Source organism: Sphingobacterium sp. SRCM116780, from assembly GCF_021442025.1.
GTDB lineage: Bacteria > Bacteroidota > Bacteroidia > Sphingobacteriales > Sphingobacteriaceae > Sphingobacterium.
Window position 1 is genome coordinate 2966417 of sequence record NZ_CP090446.1, and the last position, 22501, is coordinate 2988917.

At 35.3% G+C, this 22501-nt stretch carries 26 protein-coding genes; 12 read left to right on the top strand and 14 right to left on the bottom strand.

The window, feature by feature from the left end; all coding sequences use genetic code 11:
• Positions 1–291: a chaperone modulator CbpM gene (locus LZQ00_RS12760; RefSeq protein ID WP_234509668.1), complete on the top strand. Its 291-nt coding sequence runs from the start codon at positions 1–3 to the stop codon at positions 289–291.
• A 165-nt stretch (positions 292–456) separates the two neighbouring features.
• On the opposite strand, the gene LZQ00_RS12765 is transcribed toward LZQ00_RS12760, so the two are convergent.
• The 3 genes from LZQ00_RS12765 to LZQ00_RS12775 all read right to left on the bottom strand — a co-directional run bounded on the left by LZQ00_RS12765 (position 457) and on the right by LZQ00_RS12775 (position 1909).
• Complete coding sequence (locus tag LZQ00_RS12765; protein WP_262910936.1) at positions 457–678, bottom strand: energy transducer TonB; 222 nt, start codon at positions 676–678, stop codon at positions 457–459.
• A 120-nt stretch (positions 679–798) separates the two neighbouring features.
• Positions 799–1203 (bottom strand): alternative ribosome rescue aminoacyl-tRNA hydrolase ArfB, encoded by a 405-nt coding sequence (arfB, locus tag LZQ00_RS12770; protein ID WP_234509669.1) that lies wholly within the window; start codon positions 1201–1203, stop codon positions 799–801.
• Positions 1193–1909 carry a DUF1003 domain-containing protein gene (locus tag LZQ00_RS12775; protein ID WP_234509670.1) on the bottom strand — a complete coding sequence of 239 codons (717 nt, stop codon included), beginning with the start codon at positions 1907–1909 and terminating at the stop codon, positions 1193–1195. The genes arfB and LZQ00_RS12775 overlap by 11 nt, the downstream gene beginning before the upstream one ends.
• Positions 1910–2060: 151 nt before the next feature.
• On the opposite strand from LZQ00_RS12775, the gene bshA reads away from it, so the two are divergent.
• The 4 genes from bshA (at position 2061) to LZQ00_RS12795 (ending at position 5688) form a co-directional block, all read left to right on the top strand.
• Positions 2061–3200 (top strand): N-acetyl-alpha-D-glucosaminyl L-malate synthase BshA, encoded by a 1140-nt coding sequence (gene bshA / locus LZQ00_RS12780; protein ID WP_234509671.1) that lies wholly within the window; start codon positions 2061–2063, stop codon positions 3198–3200.
• A gap of 74 nt (positions 3201–3274) precedes the next feature.
• Positions 3275–3979: a UMP kinase gene (pyrH, locus tag LZQ00_RS12785; protein WP_234509672.1), complete on the top strand. Its 705-nt coding sequence runs from the start codon at positions 3275–3277 to the stop codon at positions 3977–3979.
• Between the two features lie 29 nt (positions 3980–4008).
• Positions 4009–4572, top strand: a complete 564-nt coding sequence (gene frr / locus LZQ00_RS12790; protein ID WP_234509673.1) for a ribosome recycling factor — start codon at positions 4009–4011, stop codon at positions 4570–4572.
• 135 nt (positions 4573–4707) lie between these two features.
• Positions 4708–5688 (top strand): sugar phosphate isomerase/epimerase family protein, encoded by a 981-nt coding sequence (locus LZQ00_RS12795; protein WP_234509674.1) that lies wholly within the window; start codon positions 4708–4710, stop codon positions 5686–5688.
• Between the two features lie 47 nt (positions 5689–5735).
• On the opposite strand, the gene purE is transcribed toward LZQ00_RS12795, so the two are convergent.
• From purE to glyA, 8 genes are all read right to left on the bottom strand, one after another.
• A complete protein-coding gene (gene purE / locus LZQ00_RS12800; RefSeq protein ID WP_234509675.1) occupies positions 5736–6245 on the bottom strand; it encodes a 5-(carboxyamino)imidazole ribonucleotide mutase in 510 nt (169 codons plus the stop codon).
• A gap of 5 nt (positions 6246–6250) precedes the next feature.
• Positions 6251–7393: a 5-(carboxyamino)imidazole ribonucleotide synthase gene (locus tag LZQ00_RS12805; RefSeq protein ID WP_234509676.1), complete on the bottom strand. Its 1143-nt coding sequence runs from the start codon at positions 7391–7393 to the stop codon at positions 6251–6253.
• Positions 7394–7411: 18 nt separating this feature from the next.
• A complete protein-coding gene (locus LZQ00_RS12810; RefSeq protein ID WP_234509677.1) occupies positions 7412–7915 on the bottom strand; it encodes an NADH-quinone oxidoreductase subunit B in 504 nt (167 codons plus the stop codon).
• Positions 7912–8511, bottom strand: coding sequence for an NADH-quinone oxidoreductase subunit A (locus LZQ00_RS12815; protein ID WP_234509678.1), 600 nt, complete (start codon positions 8509–8511; stop codon positions 7912–7914). Before LZQ00_RS12815 ends, LZQ00_RS12810 begins: the two co-directional genes overlap by 4 nt.
• A 180-nt stretch (positions 8512–8691) precedes the next feature.
• Positions 8692–10029 carry a signal recognition particle protein gene (gene ffh, locus LZQ00_RS12820; protein WP_234509679.1) on the bottom strand — a complete coding sequence of 446 codons (1338 nt, stop codon included), beginning with the start codon at positions 10027–10029 and terminating at the stop codon, positions 8692–8694.
• Positions 10030–10182: 153 nt separating this feature from the next.
• Positions 10183–10866, bottom strand: a complete 684-nt coding sequence (locus LZQ00_RS12825) for a zinc metallopeptidase (RefSeq protein ID WP_234509680.1) — start codon at positions 10864–10866, stop codon at positions 10183–10185.
• A gap of 209 nt (positions 10867–11075) precedes the next feature.
• A complete protein-coding gene (locus LZQ00_RS12830) occupies positions 11076–11666 on the bottom strand; it encodes an RNA polymerase sigma factor (RefSeq protein WP_234509681.1) in 591 nt (196 codons plus the stop codon).
• 244 nt (positions 11667–11910) lie between these two features.
• Positions 11911–13182, bottom strand: coding sequence for a serine hydroxymethyltransferase (gene glyA / locus LZQ00_RS12835; protein WP_234509682.1), 1272 nt, complete (start codon positions 13180–13182; stop codon positions 11911–11913).
• 704 nt (positions 13183–13886) lie between these two features.
• Between glyA and LZQ00_RS12840 the strand changes: the two genes are divergently transcribed.
• The 7 genes from LZQ00_RS12840 to LZQ00_RS12870 all read left to right on the top strand — a co-directional run bounded on the left by LZQ00_RS12840 (position 13887) and on the right by LZQ00_RS12870 (position 21454).
• Positions 13887–14240 (top strand): HesB/IscA family protein, encoded by a 354-nt coding sequence (locus LZQ00_RS12840; RefSeq protein ID WP_234509683.1) that lies wholly within the window; start codon positions 13887–13889, stop codon positions 14238–14240.
• 226 nt (positions 14241–14466) lie between these two features.
• Entirely contained in the window at positions 14467–17880 is a 3414-nt protein-coding gene (gene ileS / locus LZQ00_RS12845) for an isoleucine--tRNA ligase (protein WP_234509684.1), read from the top strand.
• A 3-nt stretch (positions 17881–17883) separates the two neighbouring features.
• On the top strand, positions 17884–18270 hold the full coding sequence (locus tag LZQ00_RS12850; protein WP_234509685.1) for a TraR/DksA family transcriptional regulator: 387 nt from the start codon (positions 17884–17886) through the stop codon (positions 18268–18270).
• Positions 18271–18330: 60 nt separating this feature from the next.
• Complete coding sequence (locus tag LZQ00_RS12855) at positions 18331–18981, top strand: lipoprotein signal peptidase (RefSeq protein WP_234509686.1); 651 nt, start codon at positions 18331–18333, stop codon at positions 18979–18981.
• A 67-nt stretch (positions 18982–19048) separates the two neighbouring features.
• Complete coding sequence (locus LZQ00_RS12860) at positions 19049–19996, top strand: M20/M25/M40 family metallo-hydrolase (RefSeq protein ID WP_234509687.1); 948 nt, start codon at positions 19049–19051, stop codon at positions 19994–19996.
• Complete coding sequence (locus tag LZQ00_RS12865) at positions 19996–20916, top strand: SDR family oxidoreductase (protein ID WP_234509688.1); 921 nt, start codon at positions 19996–19998, stop codon at positions 20914–20916. Before LZQ00_RS12860 ends, LZQ00_RS12865 begins: the two co-directional genes overlap by 1 nt.
• 10 nt (positions 20917–20926) lie before the next feature.
• Positions 20927–21454, top strand: coding sequence for an acyl-CoA thioesterase (locus LZQ00_RS12870; RefSeq protein WP_234509689.1), 528 nt, complete (start codon positions 20927–20929; stop codon positions 21452–21454).
• Positions 21455–21499: 45 nt separating this feature from the next.
• Here the strand turns inward: LZQ00_RS12870 and LZQ00_RS12875 are convergent, their stop codons facing one another.
• From LZQ00_RS12875 to LZQ00_RS12885, 3 genes are read right to left on the bottom strand one after another with little or no spacing between them, the layout of a single operon-like run.
• Positions 21500–21907: an EVE domain-containing protein gene (locus LZQ00_RS12875; RefSeq protein WP_234509690.1), complete on the bottom strand. Its 408-nt coding sequence runs from the start codon at positions 21905–21907 to the stop codon at positions 21500–21502.
• Positions 21908–21919: 12 nt separating this feature from the next.
• The gene (gldC, locus tag LZQ00_RS12880; RefSeq protein WP_234509691.1) at positions 21920–22270 is read right to left on the bottom strand and encodes a gliding motility protein GldC; all 351 of its coding nucleotides are present in this window, start codon (positions 22268–22270) and stop codon (positions 21920–21922) included.
• A gap of 25 nt (positions 22271–22295) precedes the next feature.
• A complete protein-coding gene (locus LZQ00_RS12885) occupies positions 22296–22496 on the bottom strand; it encodes a hypothetical protein (RefSeq protein ID WP_234509692.1) in 201 nt (66 codons plus the stop codon).
• Positions 22497–22501 lie beyond the last annotated feature (5 nt).

Below are 22501 nucleotides of genomic sequence, written 5' to 3' on the forward strand. Positions count from 1 at the left end.
ATGGAAACAACCTTAATTAGATTAACGGATTATTGTAATTCCAGAAAAGTAGAGATCACTTTTATAGAGACATTAAATGAATATGGCCTATTACATATTATCGTACAGCAAGAGGAAAAATACATTGAAGAAGAACAATTGAGAGATTTGGAAAGATTTGCCAATTGGTATTATGACTTAGATGTCAATCCCGCTGGAATAGAAGTTGCCAACCATCTCATTCATAAAGTAGAACATCTACAAGACGAGTTGCAACGCTTAAAAAATTATATCAAGGCCTTGGAATCTTAATTCAAGGCTTTGATATTAATTGGGTAAATCACCTTCAACCAAAATCTCATCTTTCCAAATCGTATGATGATGTAAACCGGTCAATTCAACAGGGTAATTTCTTTTACAAACCACAAATGACCCATAGGATTGTCCAGCATTTACAAGACGATAAACGATCTTTCTCTATTTAACTGTATTTAATCGTATCGGCATGGTATAAGCTACTCGTACATTTCTTCCATTTTGCACACCTGGATTCCATTTTTTAGGATATTTTTTTAACACATTAACAGCAGCCTCTCCTGTTCCATAGTTCAGATCTTTTTTCACTTTAAAATCAGATAAACTACCATCTTTTTCGACAACAAAAGCGACTTCAACAATTCCATTGACACCATTTTTTATAGCCGAATTCTTTAAACAAAAAAGTAATAATGTATTATTTTGAGAGGAAAAGGATAACTATTACAATAGTTTTAGAAGTCGAAACGATTCAAATATTGAAGATAATCTCAACGAAAAATTTTATTCCATTTTCCAGCTACGATTAGCTTTTTTGTCTGCAAGTTTTGCTTTACGGTCCAGTCGATCCAAGACCTTGCTATAGGGTACTTTAGTTTTCTTTCGTGGTTTGACAGGTGTCAGCGTTGTTTTTATGATCTGCAGGAATCTTTCAATAGCAATCTCTTTATTTTTCAATTGCGATCGATCGGTGTCACATTCCAACTGGAAGATCATGTCTTTGTTAATACGGTTATTCAAATGTTCTATGATCAGATTTTTTTCATCATCGTCAAAAGTTGCAGAAGCCAAAACCGACCACTGCAATAAAACTTTAGAGGATACTTTATTGACGTGCTGTCCCCCTGCTCCACCTGAGCGTGCAAATTTAAATGTTAACTCTTTAAGTAGTAAATCTTTATTTATCATGTTTATTCTTTTCCAATTTTTCTATTTTTTCAATTAGATTTTTCATCACATCCAATTGAAATTGTTGCATTTGCACTATTTCTTCTTCTTTATGAATTAGTAAGTGATCGATTTTCTCATGTAATGTTCGTATTTCCAATTCTGCTTTCAGATTAACCATGTAATCATTTTGAGCCCGCTTACGATCTTTGTCCTCTTGTCTATTTTGACTCATCATAATCACTGGCGCTTGTAATGCTGCTACGCAAGATAATATGAGGTTCAATAAAATAAATGGATAGGGATCAAATCCTTTATTACCCAACCAAAATATATTTAATGCAATCCAACATAGCAAAAATCCAATAAAGGATAATATAAACGTCCAACTTCCTCCAAAATCAGCTACTTTATCCGCTATTTTAGAACCAAATGATTCCTTATGATCTTCCTGATCAAGAGAAGCACTAATGATTTCATTATTTTTTAGACTATCTAAAACCAACTCATCTAGACGAGTCAATTCTCGCAGTTCTGTCTTTAATATACCAGACATATACTTCTCTTTGTAAGCTTCCAATTCAGTCAATGATAGTAAGTCTGCTCTTGAAATATTTGGAAAATCTTGTTTGATGAGATCAAAAATCGAACCTCTTAATGTAGAAACCAAAACCTTATTAGACATGGGAAATGTCTTACCAGATAAACTACTTACAAAAGTTTTCATACAATATTAGCTAGTTAAATATGGTACAAGATAATGGTTTTCATTAATAACTCATTGATTGGACTTTATGTTATTAAAAAGAATTATTGCATTTGTGTGATAGACCCTTTTCCAAAATAATCTTTAATTTGCAGTAAAAGAAATTAGAAATATGAAAATAGGTATCGTATGTTACCCAACATTTGGTGGTAGTGGTGTAGTTGCCACAGAGCTAGGAAAGGCTTTAGCAAACAATGGACACCAAGTTCATTTCATCACGTACCGACAACCGGCAAGATTAGATTTCTTTTCAGAGAATCTTTTTTACCATGAAGTAGCTGTTTCACAATATCCTCTTTTTGATTTCTTACCTTACGAATCGGCTTTAGCAAGTAAACTTGTCGATGTTGTTCGTTTTGAAAAGTTAGATGTTATCCATGTTCATTATGCGATTCCCCATGCCTCTGCGGCATTCATGGCAAAACAAATTTTATTAACCTATGGTATTAATATCCCAGTTGTGACTACACTTCATGGAACAGATATCACGTTAGTTGGCAAAGATAAAAGTTTTAGTCCCGTCGTTACTTTTTCGATTAATCAATCGGATGGTGTTACGACAGTTTCTCAAAGTCTAAAAGATCAAACTCTTAGTTATTTTGATATAAAAAGAGCTATTCAAGTCATTCCAAACTTTATTGATCTAGAAAGATTTAGCATTAAAGATCGATCTCATTTCAAAAAAGCAATTGCTCCTGGAAATGAACGTATATTAATTCACACATCAAACTTTAGGAAAGTAAAGAATACAGGAGATGTGATCCGTATTTTTCAAAAAATAAATGAACATATTCCAAGTAAGTTGTTAATGGTGGGGGATGGTCCAGAGAGAACCAATGCAGAAGAGCTATGTCGTGAGCTTGAGGTGTGTCAAGATGTTCGATTTTTAGGGAAACAAGATGCTGTAGAGGAAATCTTATCTGTTTCAGATTTGTTCTTAATGCCTTCCAGTTCTGAGAGCTTTGGTCTTGCAGCTTTAGAGGCTATGGCTTGTAAAGTTCCAGTGATATCGACCAATACGGGTGGTCTTCCTGAATTAAATGTCAATGGTGTGACGGGTTTCTTAAGTGATATTGGAAATGTGGAGGAAATGGCTAAAAATGCTATTTATATCTTAAAAGATTCTGATCGTTTGGAAAAATTTAAAGAAGCAGCGTTAGAACATGCTAAAACATTTCAACTGAGTAATATCATGCCTCAATACGAAGATTACTATAGAGAGGTGATAGAAAAGGTAAATAAATCACAATAAATATAACTTTCGTCCTTAGTGGATGAAAAAAAAATTTTATCTTTGGCCTTTGGAGAATTTCCAAAAAAACAATTATGAAATATAAACGTATCCTATTAAAACTTAGCGGAGAATCCTTAATGGGGGATCAAAGCTATGGCATTGATATCAAGAGAGTTGCCCAGTATGCTAAAGATATCAAAGAATTACATACACAAGGTCTAGAAATTGCTATTGTTATTGGTGGGGGTAATATCTATAGAGGCTTAAGTGCAGAGCAATCAGGTATGGATCGTGTACAAGCGGACTATATGGGCATGTTGGCAACTGTTATCAACAGTATGGCACTTCAAGATGGGCTTGAAAAAGTAGGACTGAAAACTCGTTTATTAACGGCGATTAAAATGGAGCAAATATGCGAACCATTTATCCGTAGAAGAGCTGTTCGTCACCTAGAAAAGGGTCGCATTGTTATCTTCGGTGCAGGTACAGGTAATCCATATTTCACAACCGATACTGCTGCATCATTAAGAGCAATCGAAATTAATGCAGATGCTGTATTAAAAGGGACTCGTGTAGATGGTATCTATACAGCTGATCCAGAGAAGGATCCTACAGCAACACGTTTTGATGAGATTTCATTTACGGAAGTATATGAAAGAGGTCTAAATGTTATGGATATGACGGCATTTACATTATGTCAAGAGAACAATTTGCCAATTATCGTATTTGATATGAATAAACCAGGTAATTTGTTAAAATTAGCAAACGGCGAACACGTGGGTACTGTCGTACGCTAATCATAAAAAGATAAAAACGATATTAAGATATGAATGAATTAATTTCACTTGAATTGGACGATTGTAAGGAGAGTATGTCCAAAGCTGTTTCTTTTACAGAATCAGAGTTAACAAAAATTCGTGCGGGTAAAGCATCGCCCTCTATGTTAGATGGTATTTCTGTAGATTATTATGGATCACCAACTGCATTGTCTCAAGTTAGTAATATTAATACAACTGATGCACGTACAATTGTTATCCAACCATGGGAAAAACAATTAATCTCTGCTATTGAAAAAGCAATTACAGATGCTAATCTTGGTGTCAATCCACAAAATGATGGTATTGTGATCCGCTTAGTTATTCCAGCTTTAACAGAAGAGAGAAGACGTGACTTAGTTAGAAAAGCAAAAGAAGAAACTGAAAAAGGTCGTATCGTCGTTCGTAACATCCGTAAGGAGACCAATGAATCTTTGAAAAAATTGAAAAATGATGGTGCTTCAGAAGATGAAATCAAAGTGGGCGAAGCTGAAGTTCAAAAACTAACAGATTTATTTATTGCTAAGGTCGATAAATTAGCGGAGTTGAAAGAGAAAGATATCATGACGGTATAATTTTTTTGATAAGAATTTAAAAAAGGAGGATGTAAAAAAAGGTTTACATCCTCCTTTTTTCATTTAAAATGTATTGATTTATTTAAAATTAGTTGTACCTTAATCTTTATACTAAACTTAAAGAAACTAAACAGCATGAATAATTCTCGTCGTCAATTTATTAAGAAAGCTGGTCTAGGGCTTTCTGCCGCTTATTTTTTACCTCAATTGATCTCTTGTAAAAACAGAAAAGCAGTTAGTGATTCTCCTTTTGCAAATTTAGGTGTTCAACTGTATTCTATTCGGGATCTGATGGCTGTAAACCCAACTGACTCGTTACAAAAAGTTGCTAAAATTGGTTACAAGCATGTGGAAACATTTGGAATAGATACTGCCACAAAACGTTTCTGGGGATTAGATTATAAAGGTTTAAAAAAGGTTCTGGATGATAATGGATTGAAGTCACATAGTGGCCATTATGATATGTCCAAATATTTCAGTCGAAACTATCAGGATAAAGAGGATTTGACTCTTTATTTTGATGCGGCTAAAGAGTTAGGACAAGAATATGTCATTGCACCAGTATCTCCTATGTTTGATATTTCTGCATTGAAGAAAGATGATTTTCTATACATTGCAGAGCAATTGAACAAGGCTGGTGAGCAAGCGAAGAAACATGGTTTAAAGGTCGCCTTTCATAATCATTTTTGGGAATTCCGTGATTTAGGAAATGGAACGAAAGGTGAAGAGGTTTTATTGGCATTTACAGAACCTGATTTGGTTGATTTTGAATTGGATTTATATTGGGCGGAGAAAGCAGGGATCAATCCGGTTAGTTTATTTGAAAAATTTCCTAACAGATTTAAGTTCTGGCATATCAAAGATATGGACAAAGCTTTTACAAAAACAATTGTGGGTCCTGAATTCGATAAATTAGATTTTAGAGCTATTTCAAAGGAGGTAAAATATGCAGAAGTAGGTACTGGAAATATTGATTTCATTTCTATTGCTCAAGCAAAAGATAAGGCTGGTTTACGATATGCTTTTGTTGAACAGGATGATATTTACATACCAAACAAATTTGAAAGTTTGAAAAAGAGTTATGATTATGTCCAAGAGAAATTGGCAAAAATATAAGGATACAAAAAAAGGGCTATAGCCCTTTTTTTAATCGATAAGATTGCTTAGAAAGTCATTTGTTCTACTTCTTCAGCAGTTTCAATTACTTTTTTAGCTAAGTCAGCTTTAAATGCAATGACATTTTTAGCTGTTTCAGCATTGTACGTACCTAAAATCTGTGCCGCAAGAATACCTGCATTTTTAGCCGCATTCAAGGCTACTGTTGCTACAGGAATACCATTAGGCATTTGTAAAATCGATAAGACAGAATCCCAACCATCAATCGAATTGGAAGATTTCACAGGAACTCCGATAACAGGTAAATGTGTAATGGATGCGACCATTCCTGGTAAATGGGCCGCGCCGCCAGCGCCCGCAATGATGACTTTTAGCCCTCTCTCTGCAGCGTCTTGTGCATAATCAAACATTCTTTGTGGGGTACGATGTGCCGAAACAATAGTTACCTCAAAGGGCACTCCTAATGTTTTCAATACATCGACTGCATCTTGCATCACAGGTAAGTCTGATTTGCTTCCCATAATAATTCCAACTAAGGCTTGGTTCAATGTTGACATATATTTTAAGCTTTTACTTTCAAAATCTCTTGTACTTTTCTCGCATTTTGAATGGCCAATTCACGATCGTCATTGATGATACATACATGTCCCATTTTACGGAAAGGTTTTGTAAACTTCTTCCCATACAAGTGAACATATACACCCTCCATGGCTAAAATCTCCTCTACGCCTTCATATTTTGCTAAACCTTCATATCCTTCTTCTCCTAGTAAATTAATCATCACAGCATTCGTACGACAGCGTGTATCGCCCAAAGGAAGGTTAAATATTGCTCTCAAATGCTGTGCAAATTGAGAGATATAATTTCCTTCTATGGTTTGATGACCACTGTTGTGTGTACGAGGTGCTAATTCATTGACCAGTATATCACCTTCTTTTGTTAAGAACATTTCAACAGCTAATAATCCTACAATTTGCAAATCGGTTGCAATCTTCTTTGCAAGTTCTTCTGCTCTTTGCTGAATATCGAAACCATACGTCGATGGAGCAATCAAGAACTCAACTAAATTGGCATCTGGATTGAATTCCATTTCTACCATAGGAAAGGTAGCCACATCACCATCATCATTTCGTGCAACAATAACAGCGATTTCTTTTTCAAAATCTACCCATTCTTCTATCAAAGATGGTTCATCAAATGCTGTTTCGATATCTTCTATGACATTTATCTTCTTCACTCCTTTACCATCATAGCCATCTTTACGTAGTTTTTGGATGTAAGGAATGGTCAAATTTGCATTTTTAAGATGCTCTTTAGTAGAGATCAATTGAAATGCTGAAGTTGGAATGTCATTTTGTTTAAAAAATTGTTTTTGCAACCCCTTATCTTGTATCAAGCGAATAATACGCGATTGTGGATAAACAAGTACACCCTCTTCTTCCAATTTTTCCAACGCATCTACATTTACTTTTTCAATCTCAATCGTAATCATATCAAGATCTTTTCCAAAATTGTATACGGTTTCAAAATCACTCAAAGAGCCACATTCAAAACGATTGCATAATTTACGGCAAGGAGCATTCTTATCTGGATCAAGGATATGAACATTAACATTATAATTAATGGCCTCTTGAATCAACATACGGCCCAATTGACCACCGCCAAGAACACCTAATTGCAAATCACCATAAAAATCTTTTCCCATGTCTATTTTTCTATTCTATTAAGCTTTTTGGTTAAACAATTGTTCTCCCAGTAAACTTTCTTTTTCAATTTTCTTTTGAAGTTCTAAAAATGCACCAATCAATGCTTCTGGTCTAGGGGGGCATCCCTGTACATATACATCCACTGGAATTACCTGATCTACACCTTTGACTACATGATAGCCATGTTGCCAATACGGGCCACCACAATTAGCACATGAACCCATTGAAATGACGTATTTGGGTTCTGGCATTTGCTCATACAATTTTCGTATACGATCGGCCATTTTAAAGGTTACTGTTCCTGCGATAATCATCACATCAGATTGTCTGGGAGAAGGTCGTGGAAACACTCCCAATCGATCCAAGTCATAGTTAGCTGCCATAGCTCCCATCATCTCAATCGCACAACAAGCAATTCCAAAACTTATCGGCCACATAGAAGATAGGCGCGCCCAATTTAGCAAATCATCCAATTTAGCAACAATAACGCCATTATTTTGTATTTGACTTTCTAAACTCATGAGGTTGCACCTGGTTTTTTGAATCTTGGTTTAAAGGCTATTTTAGGAGCAGTCGATAACTCTTCTGATTTTATATCAACAGATTTTTCAACTTGCACGGATTGTTTATAATCTCTCACCTGATAAGTTGCATCATTAAGAGTATCGTAGGCAGTAGCAGGAATTTTAACATCTACAGATGGACGGTAATTTAAAGGTTTTACCCATTCTAGATCACCTTTTACCCAAACAAATATCAACCCCAAAATTAGTATACCAACAAACAAACTCATTTCGATTAACGTAAACCATCCCCACCTTCCATCTGCTGCGATATAATCTGCTTGACCAAATACAGTCGCCCAAGGAAAAATAAAGATTAATTCAACATCAAAGAGTAGAAATATAAGTGCAATAACATAAAATCGAGGATTAAATTGAATCCAAGAAGAGCCTACAGCATCTTCTCCACACTCGTATGTACTTAATTTCTGGGGATTTGGCTTTTTAACAGACAGCATTCTTCCTGCCATAATGGTCATCGCAACTAAAAATATCCCTACCAAAATTATGATAAGTATCTTTCCGTATTCCGATAATTGTCCGGGGTCATCCATTGTGTTACAAAGTTAAAAAATAATTCTATTACAAATAGAACTTAGTCCAAAATACAAAAAATAAATACAAAATATTAAGCGAAATATCACATTCTCAATATTTATCGAAATCAACATACAAATAAAAAACACGTTAAAAATTTTAACGTGTTTTTTAGTATAAACTTTATATTTTCTATTTTACTTTCCTGGCATCTTTGGCATATTCTTCATTAATTTTGCTGCCATAGCTGGATTTGACATTTGTTTCATGACTTTGCGCATATCGCCAAATTGTTTCATCAACTTATTCACTTCATTGATATCTGTTCCTGAACCCTTAGCAATACGAACACGACGTTTTTGATCAATCGCATCAGGATTCTCTCTTTCGAAAGGTGTCATTGAATCAATAATCGCTTCAATAGGTCTAAATGCATTATCATCAACTTCAATATCTTTCATTGCTTTTCCCACCCCGGGAATCATTCCCATCAAATCTTTCATGTTACCCATTTTTTTGATTTGTTGGATTTGAGATTTGAAATCGTTGAAGTCAAATTTATTTTTACGAATCTTTTTTTGTAGTTCAGCGGCCTCTTTCTCATCAAATTGTTGTTGCGCACGTTCAACGAGTGAAACAACATCACCCATCCCTAAAATACGAGAAGCCATACGATCTGGATAGAAAACATCTAATGCATCCATCTTCTCGCCAGTACCGATAAACTTAATTGGTTTATTAACGACAGATTTAATAGACAAGGCAGCTCCACCACGTGTATCGCCATCTAATTTCGTCAATACAACACCTGTGAAATCTAAACGATCATTGAACGTCTTTGCCGTGTTTACCGCATCTTGACCAGTCATTGAATCGACCACGAAAAGGATTTCCTGTGGTTGTGTCGCTTCTTTTACTGCCGTAATCTCTATCATCAATGGCTCATCAATGGCTAAACGACCTGCAGTATCAATGATGACAATATTATTTCCGTTTCTTTTCGCCTCTTCAACACCAGCTTTTGCTATCGCAATAGGATCAGTAGAAGTGCGATCGACATATACAGGAACACCTACTTGTTCACCTAATACTTGCAACTGATCTATCGCAGCAGGGCGGTAAACGTCACCTGCAACCAATAAAGGTTTTTTTCCTTTTTTATCTTTTAAATGTAGTGCTAGTTTTCCTGAAAATGTTGTTTTACCAGCACCATTTAAACCAGCAATCAATATAACAGTAGGATTTTTAGAAGTCTCTAATTCTGTAACAGAACCTCCCATTAAATCCGTCAACTCATCGCTCATGATTTTTGTCAACAATTGACCTGGAGAAATGCTTGTTAATACATTTTGTCCTAAAGCTTTTTGTTTGACATCGTCTGTAAATGTTTTTGCAGTTTTATAATTCACATCGGCATCCAATAATGCCTTGCGAATTTCTTTCATCGTTTCTGCAACGTTGATTTCGGTAATACTACCTTGGCCTTTTAAAACCTTAAAGGCTCTATCTAATTTATCCTGTAAGTTCTGAAACATGATAATTGTAAGTCTATGCTATATAAAAAGCAAAGTTAAAAAAATTGTCGGAAGCTCAAGCATATAGAATTCAATTCCAAGCATTAAAAGCATAAAAAAAGGCAAACATGTATAAAATGCTTGCCTTTTTCATTTGATGGCGAATTAAAGCGATTAATTCCTTCTACCAAATAACATAGATGCATAATACAATAAAGTTACCAATGCACTTAACGCCGCTACTACATAGGTCATTGCTGCCCATTTTAAAGCATCTCTAACGCCCTCATCCTCTGCTGCACTATGGGTTACTCCATTATTACTTAACCATGCCTTAGCACGATTAGAAGCATCGAATTCTACAGGAAGTGTCACAAAACTAAAAATAGTTGTTATGGCTAACGCCGCAACACCAATCGCCAGTAAAATATAAATTTTAGAAAACACCATCAACATAACTCCTAACATCAAGATCCAAGAAGTTAGTTTTGAAGCAAAGTTAACCATTGGAACCATAGCAGATCTAAATCCCAACCATTTGTAAGCCGTAGCATGTTGGACAGCATGACCACACTCGTGTGCCGAAACTGCTGCAGCAGCTATGCTCCTACCACTGTATACTTCAGGACTTAAGTTCACGGTCTTATCTGCTGGGTTATAATGATCTCCCAAACGATCTGGGATCGAAACGACATTTACGTCATAAATACCATTATCATGAAGCATTTTTTGAGCTACTTCAGCCCCTGTAAGACCACTGGTCAAAGGAATTTCTGAATATTTTTTAAACTTATTTTTAAATCGGGTTTGTACGATCAGGCTGACAACCATGATCCCTATAAATAAAATCCAATACATAATCTTTCGTTCTTTTCTTAATGATTATCAAAATACATTCCATCCTCTTATATCGGACAAAATTTCACTTACTAAAGCACTTAAATGATTCAAGATGGTAAAATACAGTAAAAAGTCAAACAGAAATATGCCATTATTGCATAAAAAGTCAAAAACAAAAAAGGATGTACTTTAAAAAGTACATCCTTTTTTAATATCATTAAGATTTTCTAATTAATCTGTAACATCAAACTTTCTCCTTCAATCATTTTTCTTAGATTGGTCAATGCATAGCGCATACGACCTAGTGCAGTATTGATGCTGACTTCTGTAATATCCGCAATATCTTTAAAACTCATATCGCAAAAGTGTCTCATAATTAGCACTTCTTTTTGATCGTCTGGTAATTTTTGAATCATTCTTTTCAAATCAATATCTCGTTGTTCTTTCAGCATCTTTGATTCCACATTCTCATCGCTAAATTCTAGCACATCGAAAATATCAAACCCTTCTGTATTCACAATATTTGGGGCTCTTTTTTCTCTTCGGAAATGATCGATGATCATATTGTGTGCAATACGCATCACCCAAGGTAAAAATTTACCTTCATCATTGTATTTTCCACCTTTTAATGTATTGATGACTTTGATAAAAGTTTCTTGAAAAATATCTTCAGCAAGATATTCATCTTTCACTTTCATGTAAATGGATGTATATATTTTTGATTTATAACGCTCTAACAAAGCTGCTAACGCTGACTCTTTACCACTTAAATATATGTGGATTAATTCTTGATCCGTTTTCTTATTTAAAATACTCATACCTCACCTATTTTTAGCAGTTACCAAATTAATTAATTAACACCTGTTTAAAAAAGTAAATGTATTCCGTATAGTAGTTCGTTTAGTTTGTGATCAATTTTTGTATAGTCAAAGCAAGAAAAAATTATCCAGTAATCAAATTATTACAATATTTTTTAAGACTTTTTAACACTTTGCACAAAAAAAGTGCCTCAATTTAAAATTGAGGCACTCAGTAAGTTATCAGTATGATAAATGTAAATTTTTATTTATAAAGAGGGAAAGCTGCCATCATCTCTCTCACTTTTGAATGGATGTTAGCTAACTCAGACTCATTAGATGCATTTGTAATTGCTGCATCAATCAATTCACCAATTTGAATAATTTCTGTTTCTTTGATACCACGTGAAGTAATCGCAGCTGTACCAAAACGAACACCTGAAGTTACAAATGGAGAACGTGAATCAAAAGGAACCATATTTTTATTTGTAGTGATACCTGCTTTACCCAAAACAGCTTCTGCTTCTTTACCTGAAATATCTTTATTTCGTAAATCAACCAACATTAAGTGATTGTCTGTACCACCAGAAATAATTTTGTAATCTCTTTCAACAAAGAATTGGGCTAAAGCAGCTGCGTTTTTCTTTACTTGAACAATATAATCCATATATTCATCCGAAAGAGCCTCACCATAGGCAATAGCTTTTGCTGCTATTGTATGTTCCAAAGGCCCACCTTGCGTACCTGGGAAAACAGCTAAATCTAATAATTGTGTGATGGTACGTGTTTCGCCCTTTGGAGTTTTAACTCCCCAAGTATTTTCGAAATCTTTGCCAACCATAATCATACCACCACGAGGTCCACGAAGTGTTTTATGTGTGGTCGTTGTCACGATATGACAATAAGGAAGTGGATCATTTAACAACCCTCTAGCGATTAATCCTGCTGGGTGTGAAATATCTGCTAAAACTAAAGCACCGATTTCATCGGCTACTTTACGAATACGGGCATAATCCCAATCACGAGAGTAGGCAGAAGCGCCACAGATAATCATTTTTGGTTTCTCACGAAGTGCTGTTTCCTCTAATTGTTCGTAATCAATTAAACCTGTATCTTCTTTTACACCGTAAAACAACGGTTGGTAGATTTTACCTGAAAGATTTGCTGGAGAACCATGTGTTAAGTGACCACCATGTGATAAATCAAGTCCTAAAATTTTGTCCCCTGGCTTTATTGTAGCCAAGAAAACAGCTGCATTTGCCTGCGCTCCAGAATGTGGTTGTACATTTACCCATTCTGCACCAAATAATTGTTTAGCTCGATTAATAGCAATTGTTTCAATTTCATCGACAACCTCGCAACCACCATAGTAACGTTTTCCTGGTAAGCCTTCAGCATATTTGTTTGTCAAAACTGAACCTGCAGCTTCCATAACTTGTTTAGAAACGAAGTTTTCTGAAGCAATTAATTCGATACCCTCTTCTTGGCGTTTAAGCTCATCAGCTATCAAATTGAAAATGGCTTGATCTCTTTCCATTGTTTTAATATAGTATAAAATATGAATATTATGATTTTATTCTACAAATATAGTATAATACTTAAAAAGAGCTTCACAAATGCGCTCTTTTATTGCAAAATATCACAAAAACCCCCTCTTTATTATGATTTATTTAATTATTGTTTCAATATATCTTAACTCGTTGGGTGTAATTAAATTGTTTGATTTTTCCACCTTTTCAGCTGATTTCGCTTTTATTTAAGAATAGACGAAGTGTTATGGATGAACATCTCAACCCCGATAAACGGTTAAAGATGTCCCAGGGATCAAATTAAAACCAAATTAGAACCAACTCTGGACTGTGAGTACCTTGCCTGTAGGGTGGGAGCGCCGTGTGAGTACAGTAAAAGGTGGACTCACGGTGCACGCACCGTGCTCTCACTGTGCTCACAGGTAGGAATTGGTCCCAATTTGGTCTCCAGTTAATCCCCGTCATTGCCTGGTTTGGGCGATTTATTTTACTTCAAATAATTATACCCAACGGGTCATCTTAATTTCCCAAATTAAGGATTTGTTTCTCGCGTCATCAAAAAGCTTCATACATCTCGACATAAATATCTGTTATACTGATCTATCTCACTCCTATTCTATCACTATGTTTGATCAGTGTCATAAAACTGAAGCCATCAAAACTTTGTATAAAAATATGTAATTTTGTATAAGTTGATTAAAATATTATCACGATGAATACAGAAACGATAACAGAGAAAGCACCTTTAACATTAACTGAAGGAGCAATAAAGGAGTTAAAAAAACTGAAGGATCAACAAGAGATTTCAGACGATTTTGGATTGCGTATTGGTGTTGAGGGCGGGGGTTGTTCTGGAATGAGCTATATTTTAGGTTTCGACCAAAAAAAAGAAGGTGATAGCGAATATAGCATTGATGGTATCCGTGTTTTTATGAATAAAGCACATGGTTTATATCTAGCAGGAATGGAAGTTGATTTCAAAAATGGCTTAGATGCTCGTGGATTTACATTTAACAACCCAAATGCTTCCAGTACTTGTGGTTGCGGAAGTTCTTTCTCAGCATAAACTAAACAAATAGACATATAAACAAAGCCCAATATTTCAATAATATTGGGCTTTGTTCGTTCATAACAGCTGCCATAATAATCATTCAAAAATAATTATTGATTTTCAGTAAAAATTGATTAATTTAACAGTCATTTACCTTAAAAAGGCTGCTCATTTTTTCACTTTCAGCTTTCAGCTTAATTGATTAAATTAGCGACCTTTAGAAAAAGAATACGAGACACTGATGTATAAAGAATATAAGCAGCTTAATTTGCCAGAAATAGGCAAAGAAATATTGACCCGTTGGGAACAGGAAAAAATATTCGAAAAAAGTATCACAAACCGTCCAGCAAGCAAGCCTTATACGTTTTATGAGGGACCACCTTCGGCTAACGGTATGCCTGGTATTCACCATGTAATGGGTCGTACAATCAAAGATATCTTCTGTCGTTATAAAACTTTAAAGGGATTTCAGGTAAAACGAAAAGGTGGCTGGGATACGCACGGTCTTCCTATTGAACTTGCAGTAGAGAAAACACTTGGAATTACAAAAGAGGATATTGGTAAAAAGATATCGGTTGAAGAATACAATGATGCTTGTCGTAAAGAGGTCATGAAGTACACTGATGTATGGAATGACTTAACGACGAAAATGGGCTATTGGGTAGATCTAGAACATCCCTATATCACCTATCAGAATGAATATATTGAGACACTTTGGTATTTATTAAAGGAATTATACAAAAAAGGTCTCTTATACAAAGGCTATACTATACAGCCCTATTCTCCAGCAGCTGGTACAGGATTGAGTTCACATGAATTGAATCAACCAGGAACGTATAAGGATGTAAAGGATACCACTATCGTTGCTCAATTTAGATTGATCAAAGATCAGCTTCATCCTGCTATGGATAAATTGGTAGAAGATGAATCTGAAGATGTTGCCTTTATCGCTTGGACAACGACCCCATGGACTTTACCTTCCAATACCGCATTAGTTGTTGGTAAAAAAATCAACTATGTTAAAATTAGAACTTTCAACCAGTATACAGGGACTCCAGTTTCCGTGATCTTGGCTAAAGATTTAATTTTAAAACATTTCAAAGCTGAAGGAAAAGAGGCTTCTTTTCAAGATTATACTTTAGGAGATAAAATCATCCCTTGGGAAGTCGATACAGAATTTACTGGTGAGGAACTTATTGGTTTACGCTACCAGCAATTGATGCCTTATATCACTTCGGATGAATTGCAGGAGAAAGCTTTTCGGGTGATTCCTGGTGATTTTGTAACTACGGAAGATGGTACAGGTATCGTCCATGCTGCCCCAACCTATGGTGCAGATGACTTTAGAGTCGCTAAGGAACAAGGAGTACCTGGAATTTTGGTTAAAGATGAAAACGGAAAAGAAATACCTACAGTAGATCGTACCGGACGTTTCATCAAGGAAATAACTGACTTCGCTGGACGTTTTGTCAAAGAAGAATATTATGCTGATGCAGAACGAGCAGATAAAGATTTCCGTCCAACGGATGTGCTTATTGCTATTAAATTGAAAGAAGATAATAAAGCATTTGACGTTAAAAAATATGAGCATACTTACCCACACTGTTGGCGTACAGATAAACCGGTCTTATACTATCCTTTGGATAGCTGGTTTATCAAATCTACAGCTGTAAAGAATGATTTAGTTTCCTTAAATAAAACCATTAACTGGAAACCAGAAGCGACAGGTTCTGGACGTTTTGGTAATTGGTTAGAGAACTTAGTGGACTGGAACTTATCTCGTTCTCGTTATTGGGGAACTCCTCTTCCAATTTGGCGTTCGGAAGATGAAAATGAAGAAGTCTGCGTGGGCTCTATGCCTGAACTGAAATCTTTATTGGAAGCTTCATTGCTTTCAAATGTATTATCAGAAGAGGAAAAAGCAACAAACAAATCCTATTTAGATAAATTTGGGACAGAGAAATTGGACTTGCATCGTCCTTACGTAGACGATATTATTTTAGTATCGGATGCCGGTCAAAAACTATTCCGTGAGCCTGACTTGATTGATGTTTGGTTTGATTCGGGAGCGATGCCTTATGCACAATGGGGATTAGATTATGACAAGTTATCAAAAGGAGAAGCATTGCCATTTAAAAATGGTTATAATGAAGCTTTCCCTGCTGATTTTATTGCTGAGGGTGTTGATCAAACACGTGGTTGGTTCTTCACATTACATGCCATATCAACCATGCTTCAGAAATCTGTTGCTTTTAAAAATGTTGTTTCTAATGGACTTGTATTAGATAAGAATGGAAATAAAATGTCTAAACGTCTTGGTAATGGTGTTGATCCATTTGCAACTTTAGATCAATACAGTGCTGATGCTACTCGTTGGTATATGATCAGCAATGCATCTCCATGGGACAACTTAAAATTCAATGTAGAAGGTTTAGACGAAGTTCGTCGTAAATTTTTTGGTACTTTATATAACACGTATGCATTCTTCGCACTATATGCGAACATTGACAAATTCAGTTACGCTGAAGCAGATATTGCTTTAGAGAAACGTCCTGAAATCGATCGTTGGGTGATTTCATTATTGAACAGTTTAACAAAAGAGGTTGATGAATATTTCGCAGATTTTGAACCGACCAAAGCGGCTCGTGCGATCCAAAATTTTGTAGATGAGCATTTAAGTAACTGGTATGTTCGTCTTTGTCGTCGTCGCTTTTGGAAGGGTGAATATTCAGAAGACAAAATTTCAGCTTATCAAACTTTATATACCTGTTTGGATACGATAGCAAAATTGATGTCTCCTATTTCTCCATTCTTTTCAGATCAACTGTATTTGGATCTAAACAATGCGACTGGTAAAGAAACTTTTGAGTCTGTACATTTAGCTAATTTTCCAATTTATCAGGAACAGTTGGTTGATAAAGACTTAGAAGAGCGAATGGCTTTAGCGCAAGATATTTCTTCGTTGACACTTTCACTGCGCAAAAAAGTGGGCATCAATGTACGTCAACCTCTAAACAAAATCTTACTTCCTGTTTTAGATAATAGTTTTCAAGAACGCGTAGAAAAGGTAAAAGATTTAATACTTTCAGAAACGAATATCAAAGATATTCAATTCATTACCGATACTACAGGCATTATTAAGAAAAAAATAAAGCCGAACTTCAAAGCTCTTGGCTCGAAAGTTGGTAAGGACATGAAGTTAGTATCTGCAAAGATCAATGCACTTTCTACCGAAGAAGTAACACAGTTGGAACAGGATGGCGAACTTATGTTAGCTGATACTGCCTATACAATCCAATTAAATGATGTAGAAATTATAGCAGAAGACGTTGCTGGATGGCAAGTAGCTAATTTAGCCAAATTAACCGTTGCTTTAGATGTTCATATATCAGAAGAATTAAAACAAGAAGGTTTGTCTCGTGAGCTGATTAATCGTATCCAAAATCTTAGAAAAGATAAGGGTTTTGAGGTCACAGACCGCATCATAGTTCAAGTAAGTAAAGATACTGATATTGAGGAAGCAACGAATAAAAATTTGTCTTATATTTGTACCGAAATTCTAGCCGATTCATTGAGATTTGAAGAGTCACTAACAGCCGGAGATAGTATTGATATTGACGGAAAAGAATTGAAGATATTAATCGAAAAAAATTAAATTATGGCAACTAACAACGAAAAGACACGCTATAGCGATTCAGAGCTACAAGAGTTTAAAGGCATTATCTTAGAAAAATTGAGAATAGCAAAAGAAGAACTTTCGTCGTTGACTGCATCCTTAAATAACAGTGATGCAAATGGGACAGACGATACTGCTGGCACTTATAAAACATTGGAAGATGGTTCTGCAACATTAGAAAAAGAACAAACCAATCAATTAGCTGCACGTCAAAGAAAGTTCATTGATAACTTAGAGGCTGCTTTGGTACGTATTGAAAACAAAACATACGGCATCTGTAGAGAAACTGGAAAATTGATTCAAAAAGAAAGATTGAAAGCAGTTCCTCATACAACCCTAAGCATTGAAGCTAAAAATAAGCAGTATTAATTTTATTTAAATACATAAAAATAATGGTCTTTACTTTCCGTAAAGACCATTTTTACAACTATGAAAGGTTATACTAAACCAGTAATATTAATTATTCTAATCCTTTTAATTGATCAAATTTTTAAAATTTGGGTCAAATTGAATATGACCATTGGTCAAAGCTATGAAGTGATCGGTAAATTTGTACAAATACATTTTATTGAAAACAATGGAATGGCTTATGGAATGGAATTCGGCGGAGAATTTGGAAAACTCATGCTCACACTTTTCCGTATTATTGCTGTAGGTGGGATCGGTTATGGCCTACATTATATGGTCAAAAAGAAATATAATAGAGCATTCATACTTAACATTGCTTTGATATTTGCAGGAGCATTGGGCAATATCATTGATTCTACATTTTACGGTTTGATCTTTAATGAAAGCACTTGGTATAATAAAGCGTCTTTGTTTCCTGCTGAAGGTGGATATGCGACGATCTTTCATGGAAAGGTAGTGGACATGTTATACTTCCCTCTAATTGATGGAACTTTTCCTTCTTGGTTACCTTTTTGGGGTGGACAGGATTTCTTATTCTTCCGACCAGTATTTAATATTGCTGATTCGGCTATATCTGTTGGTGTCGTTCTGATTTTACTTTTTCAAAAGAAGTATTTCAAAGAAGAAAAAGAAGAAAAGACCAGCATACATAGTGAAATCGTTGAAGATTAAAAAACGACTTATTAAAGTCTTGAATTATCAAGGCTTTTTTTATTGAATAATAATAGATATCAATCTCATGAAATTAGATATTAAATTTTCCTTACTTGTACTATTCAGCATCCTTTGTTTAACAACAAATGCACAGTATAGCAATATAGCTCTAGTAAAAAAACACATCAATTACCTGGCTAACGATAAGATGAAAGGTCGTGGTACAGGCAGCAAAGAAGTATTCAAAGCTGCCGATTATATTGAAAAATACTTCAAAAAGCTAAAACTTCAACCATTAGGTGAAAAAGGATTCCGTCAATCTTTTGAAGCAAAAGTGTGGAAGGTTAAAGTTGCGGACAGCATCCGGAAAGCAGATAATATTATCGCTTTCTTAGATAATGATGCCCCATTGACCATTGTTATAGGAGCCCATTACGATCACTTGGGAACTGGACAACAGGGAAGTTCCAAAGATTCATTAGGGGTTGGAAAAATTCACAATGGCGCTGATGACAATGCTTCTGGTGTCTCTGGTTTATTGGAGTTGGCTCGTTACTACAGTACCAATAATCTCAAGGAGAGTTATAACTTTCTCTTCATTGCTTTTGGTGCCGAAGAATTGGGATTGGTAGGGTCTAAATATTTTACAACACATCCTACATTTGCATTAAATAAAATCACGGCCATGTTGAACATGGATATGATCGGAAGATTGAATCCTGCTCAGGGTGTAGCTGTGATCGGTTATGGTACGAGTAAAAAATGGCCAGAGATCTTTAACGGGATTGTTCCTTCGATTAAGTTTTATACTGGTCATGATGGCAATGGCGGTTCTGATCAAACGTCTTTCTATAAAAAAGAAATTCCCGTGTTATTTTTTCACACTGGGGGACATCCAGATTACCATATGCCAACTGATGATCCTGAAAAGATCAATTACCCTGGCCTTACCGGAATTATTGACTTTGAAATCATGGTTATCAACAATATGTTAAAACAAACTGAAAAACTAGATTTTCAATTCACAAATTAATGAGCGTTATCCACAAAGTGTTAATAACAGGTTCTAATGGTTTTTTAGGACAAAAGCTAGTTGATCTTCTCAGTATGCATGCTGACTACAAAGTATTTGCCATTTCCATGCATGAAAACGATAATCCAACTATCGGAAATTATGATTTTCAACAAATGGATTTATTGGATACGGAAAAATTGAATGATTATCTAGATCAAGTAAAGCCAGATTACATTATTCATACTGCTGCAATCACAAGTGTTGAAGCCTGTGAGGCTGACAAAGAAAAATGTCAACGGATGAATGTGGATCTTGTGGAACAATTGGCCTCTTACTGCAAGCGTGAGCAGGCTTTTTTAATACAATTATCCACAGATTTTATTTTCGATGGCCAAAATGGTCTTTACAAAGAAGATGATTTAGCTCATCCATTGAGTGAATATGGTAAAAGTAAATGGCGTTCTGAACAAGTTATCCAGAAGTCCGAATGTGCCTATGCTATTTTAAGAACAATCTTAGTTTATGGTATTAATGCAAACCCAAATCGTTCTAATCTAGTACTTTGGGCAAAAGAGAAACTCACAAAACAAGAGTCAATAAAGGTTGTTAACGATCAATGGCGGATGCCTACTTTTGTTGATGATCTCGCAAATGCCTGTCTTTTAGCCCTTGAAAAAAGAGTGACTAGCGTTTTCCATATCAGTGGAGAAGAAATGTTAACCATTGCAGAAGCGGTATACCAAGTTGCTGATTTCTGGAAGTTGGATAAAACGTTAATTTCAGAAATAACGGCAGCAGAAATTGGTCAATCTGAAAACCGACCTCGCAAAACTGGCTTTGACTTATCGAAAGCGAAATCTATCTTGGGATACCAACCCACATCTTTTAAAGAGAGTTTAAAAATAATTGAAACACAATACGGTATTTTCCGTAAATAAAAGAATTGACATGAAGGATAAATTTGCAAGAGAATCTACTACGGTGATGAATGAGTTGGTGTTGCCCAATGATACCAATACATTTGGAAACTTAATGGGAGGTAGATTATTATATTGGATGGATATCTGCTCGGCGATGGCAGCACAGAAACATTGCAATAGTCCAGTGGTCACGGTATCCGTTGATAATGTTTCGTTTAAAAGATCCATCCGTCTCGGAGAAGTAGTGACGATTGAAGCGAAAGTTACACGTGCATTTAATACTTCGTTGGAAGTAAGAATGGAAGTGTTTGCTCAAAACCTGCCATTAGGAACGAAAGAAAAATCGAATGAAGCTTATTATACATTTGTTGCGGTAGATATACTCGCTAAGCCGCAACCTATCCCTAAGGTAGTTCCTGAAACAGAACTGGAATATAAACTTTTTGATGAAGCGATGAGACGTCGCGAATTAAGATTGATTTTAGGTGGCAAACTAGACCCAAATGATGCTACGGAGTTAAAAAGTCTCGTAAGTTTATTTGACCACAAAGGATAAAGAAAAAGCCTCTGAATGATATCAGAGGCTTTTTCGTGTAAAGATCTATTCAGTACCTAAAGCGACGATACGATCAAATTCTTCCGCTTTCAACGGCATCACGGACAACCGTCCTTGGCGCACCAGGGCAACATCTTGTAAAAACTCATCTGCCTTAATTTGTTCCAAAGTTACTGCCTTTTTAAATGTTTCTACAGGTGCTAGGTCTACAACAACCCATTTGGTATCTTCTGTCGTAGGATCTTGGTAATACTCTTTTATGACTTTTGCAATACCGACTACTTCTTTTCCTTCATTGCTGTGATAGAATAAAACAAGGTCGCCTTCTTTCATTGCTTTTAGATTGTTACGTGCTTGATAATTACGCACACCATCCCAGAAGGTTTGACCATCTTTATTAAATTGTTCCCAACTATATTTGAAAGGTTCTGATTTGACTAAAAAGTAATTCATATCAAAAAGAAATTAGTTTTGTTGTTCCAATACTTCCATTTTATCAGCAAAATGTGCACAATAATCACGTAAATCAGCAATAATTTTTTCTGCCATAGGGTCTCCTCCAGAAGAGCGTAAAAATGAATCGCCCATCGTCTGAAGTGTCTCATAAAAGAAACGTTTCATTTCATCATAAGGCATATCTTTAGTCCATAAATCGATACGCATTGAATTCTTATATGCTGAGTCCCATAAAGCTAAAAACATGGCTTTTGCAGGGAGTTCATCAGATGATTCTCCATCACTAGAAGACCAGGTAATGGTGTCAGGAACATTTGCTTCATCCAATTCAATTTGTAATTTTATTTCTGCTTTTTTCATATTAATAATTCTATTTTAAAATTGCTTAGGTTATTTTTATAATGAGTATCAATAAAGCAACTACTATCATAAAACCTAACTCATACAGCCAAAGTTTTTTATCTTGTTTAACAATGATCCTAAAAAAGATATCCACCAATAATAAAACAACCATTAAGATCAGTAATCCGAAAAAAGATAATAATGGAGTTTGATCCGAAATATCTTCCACAAAATACCAAGCCACAAGAC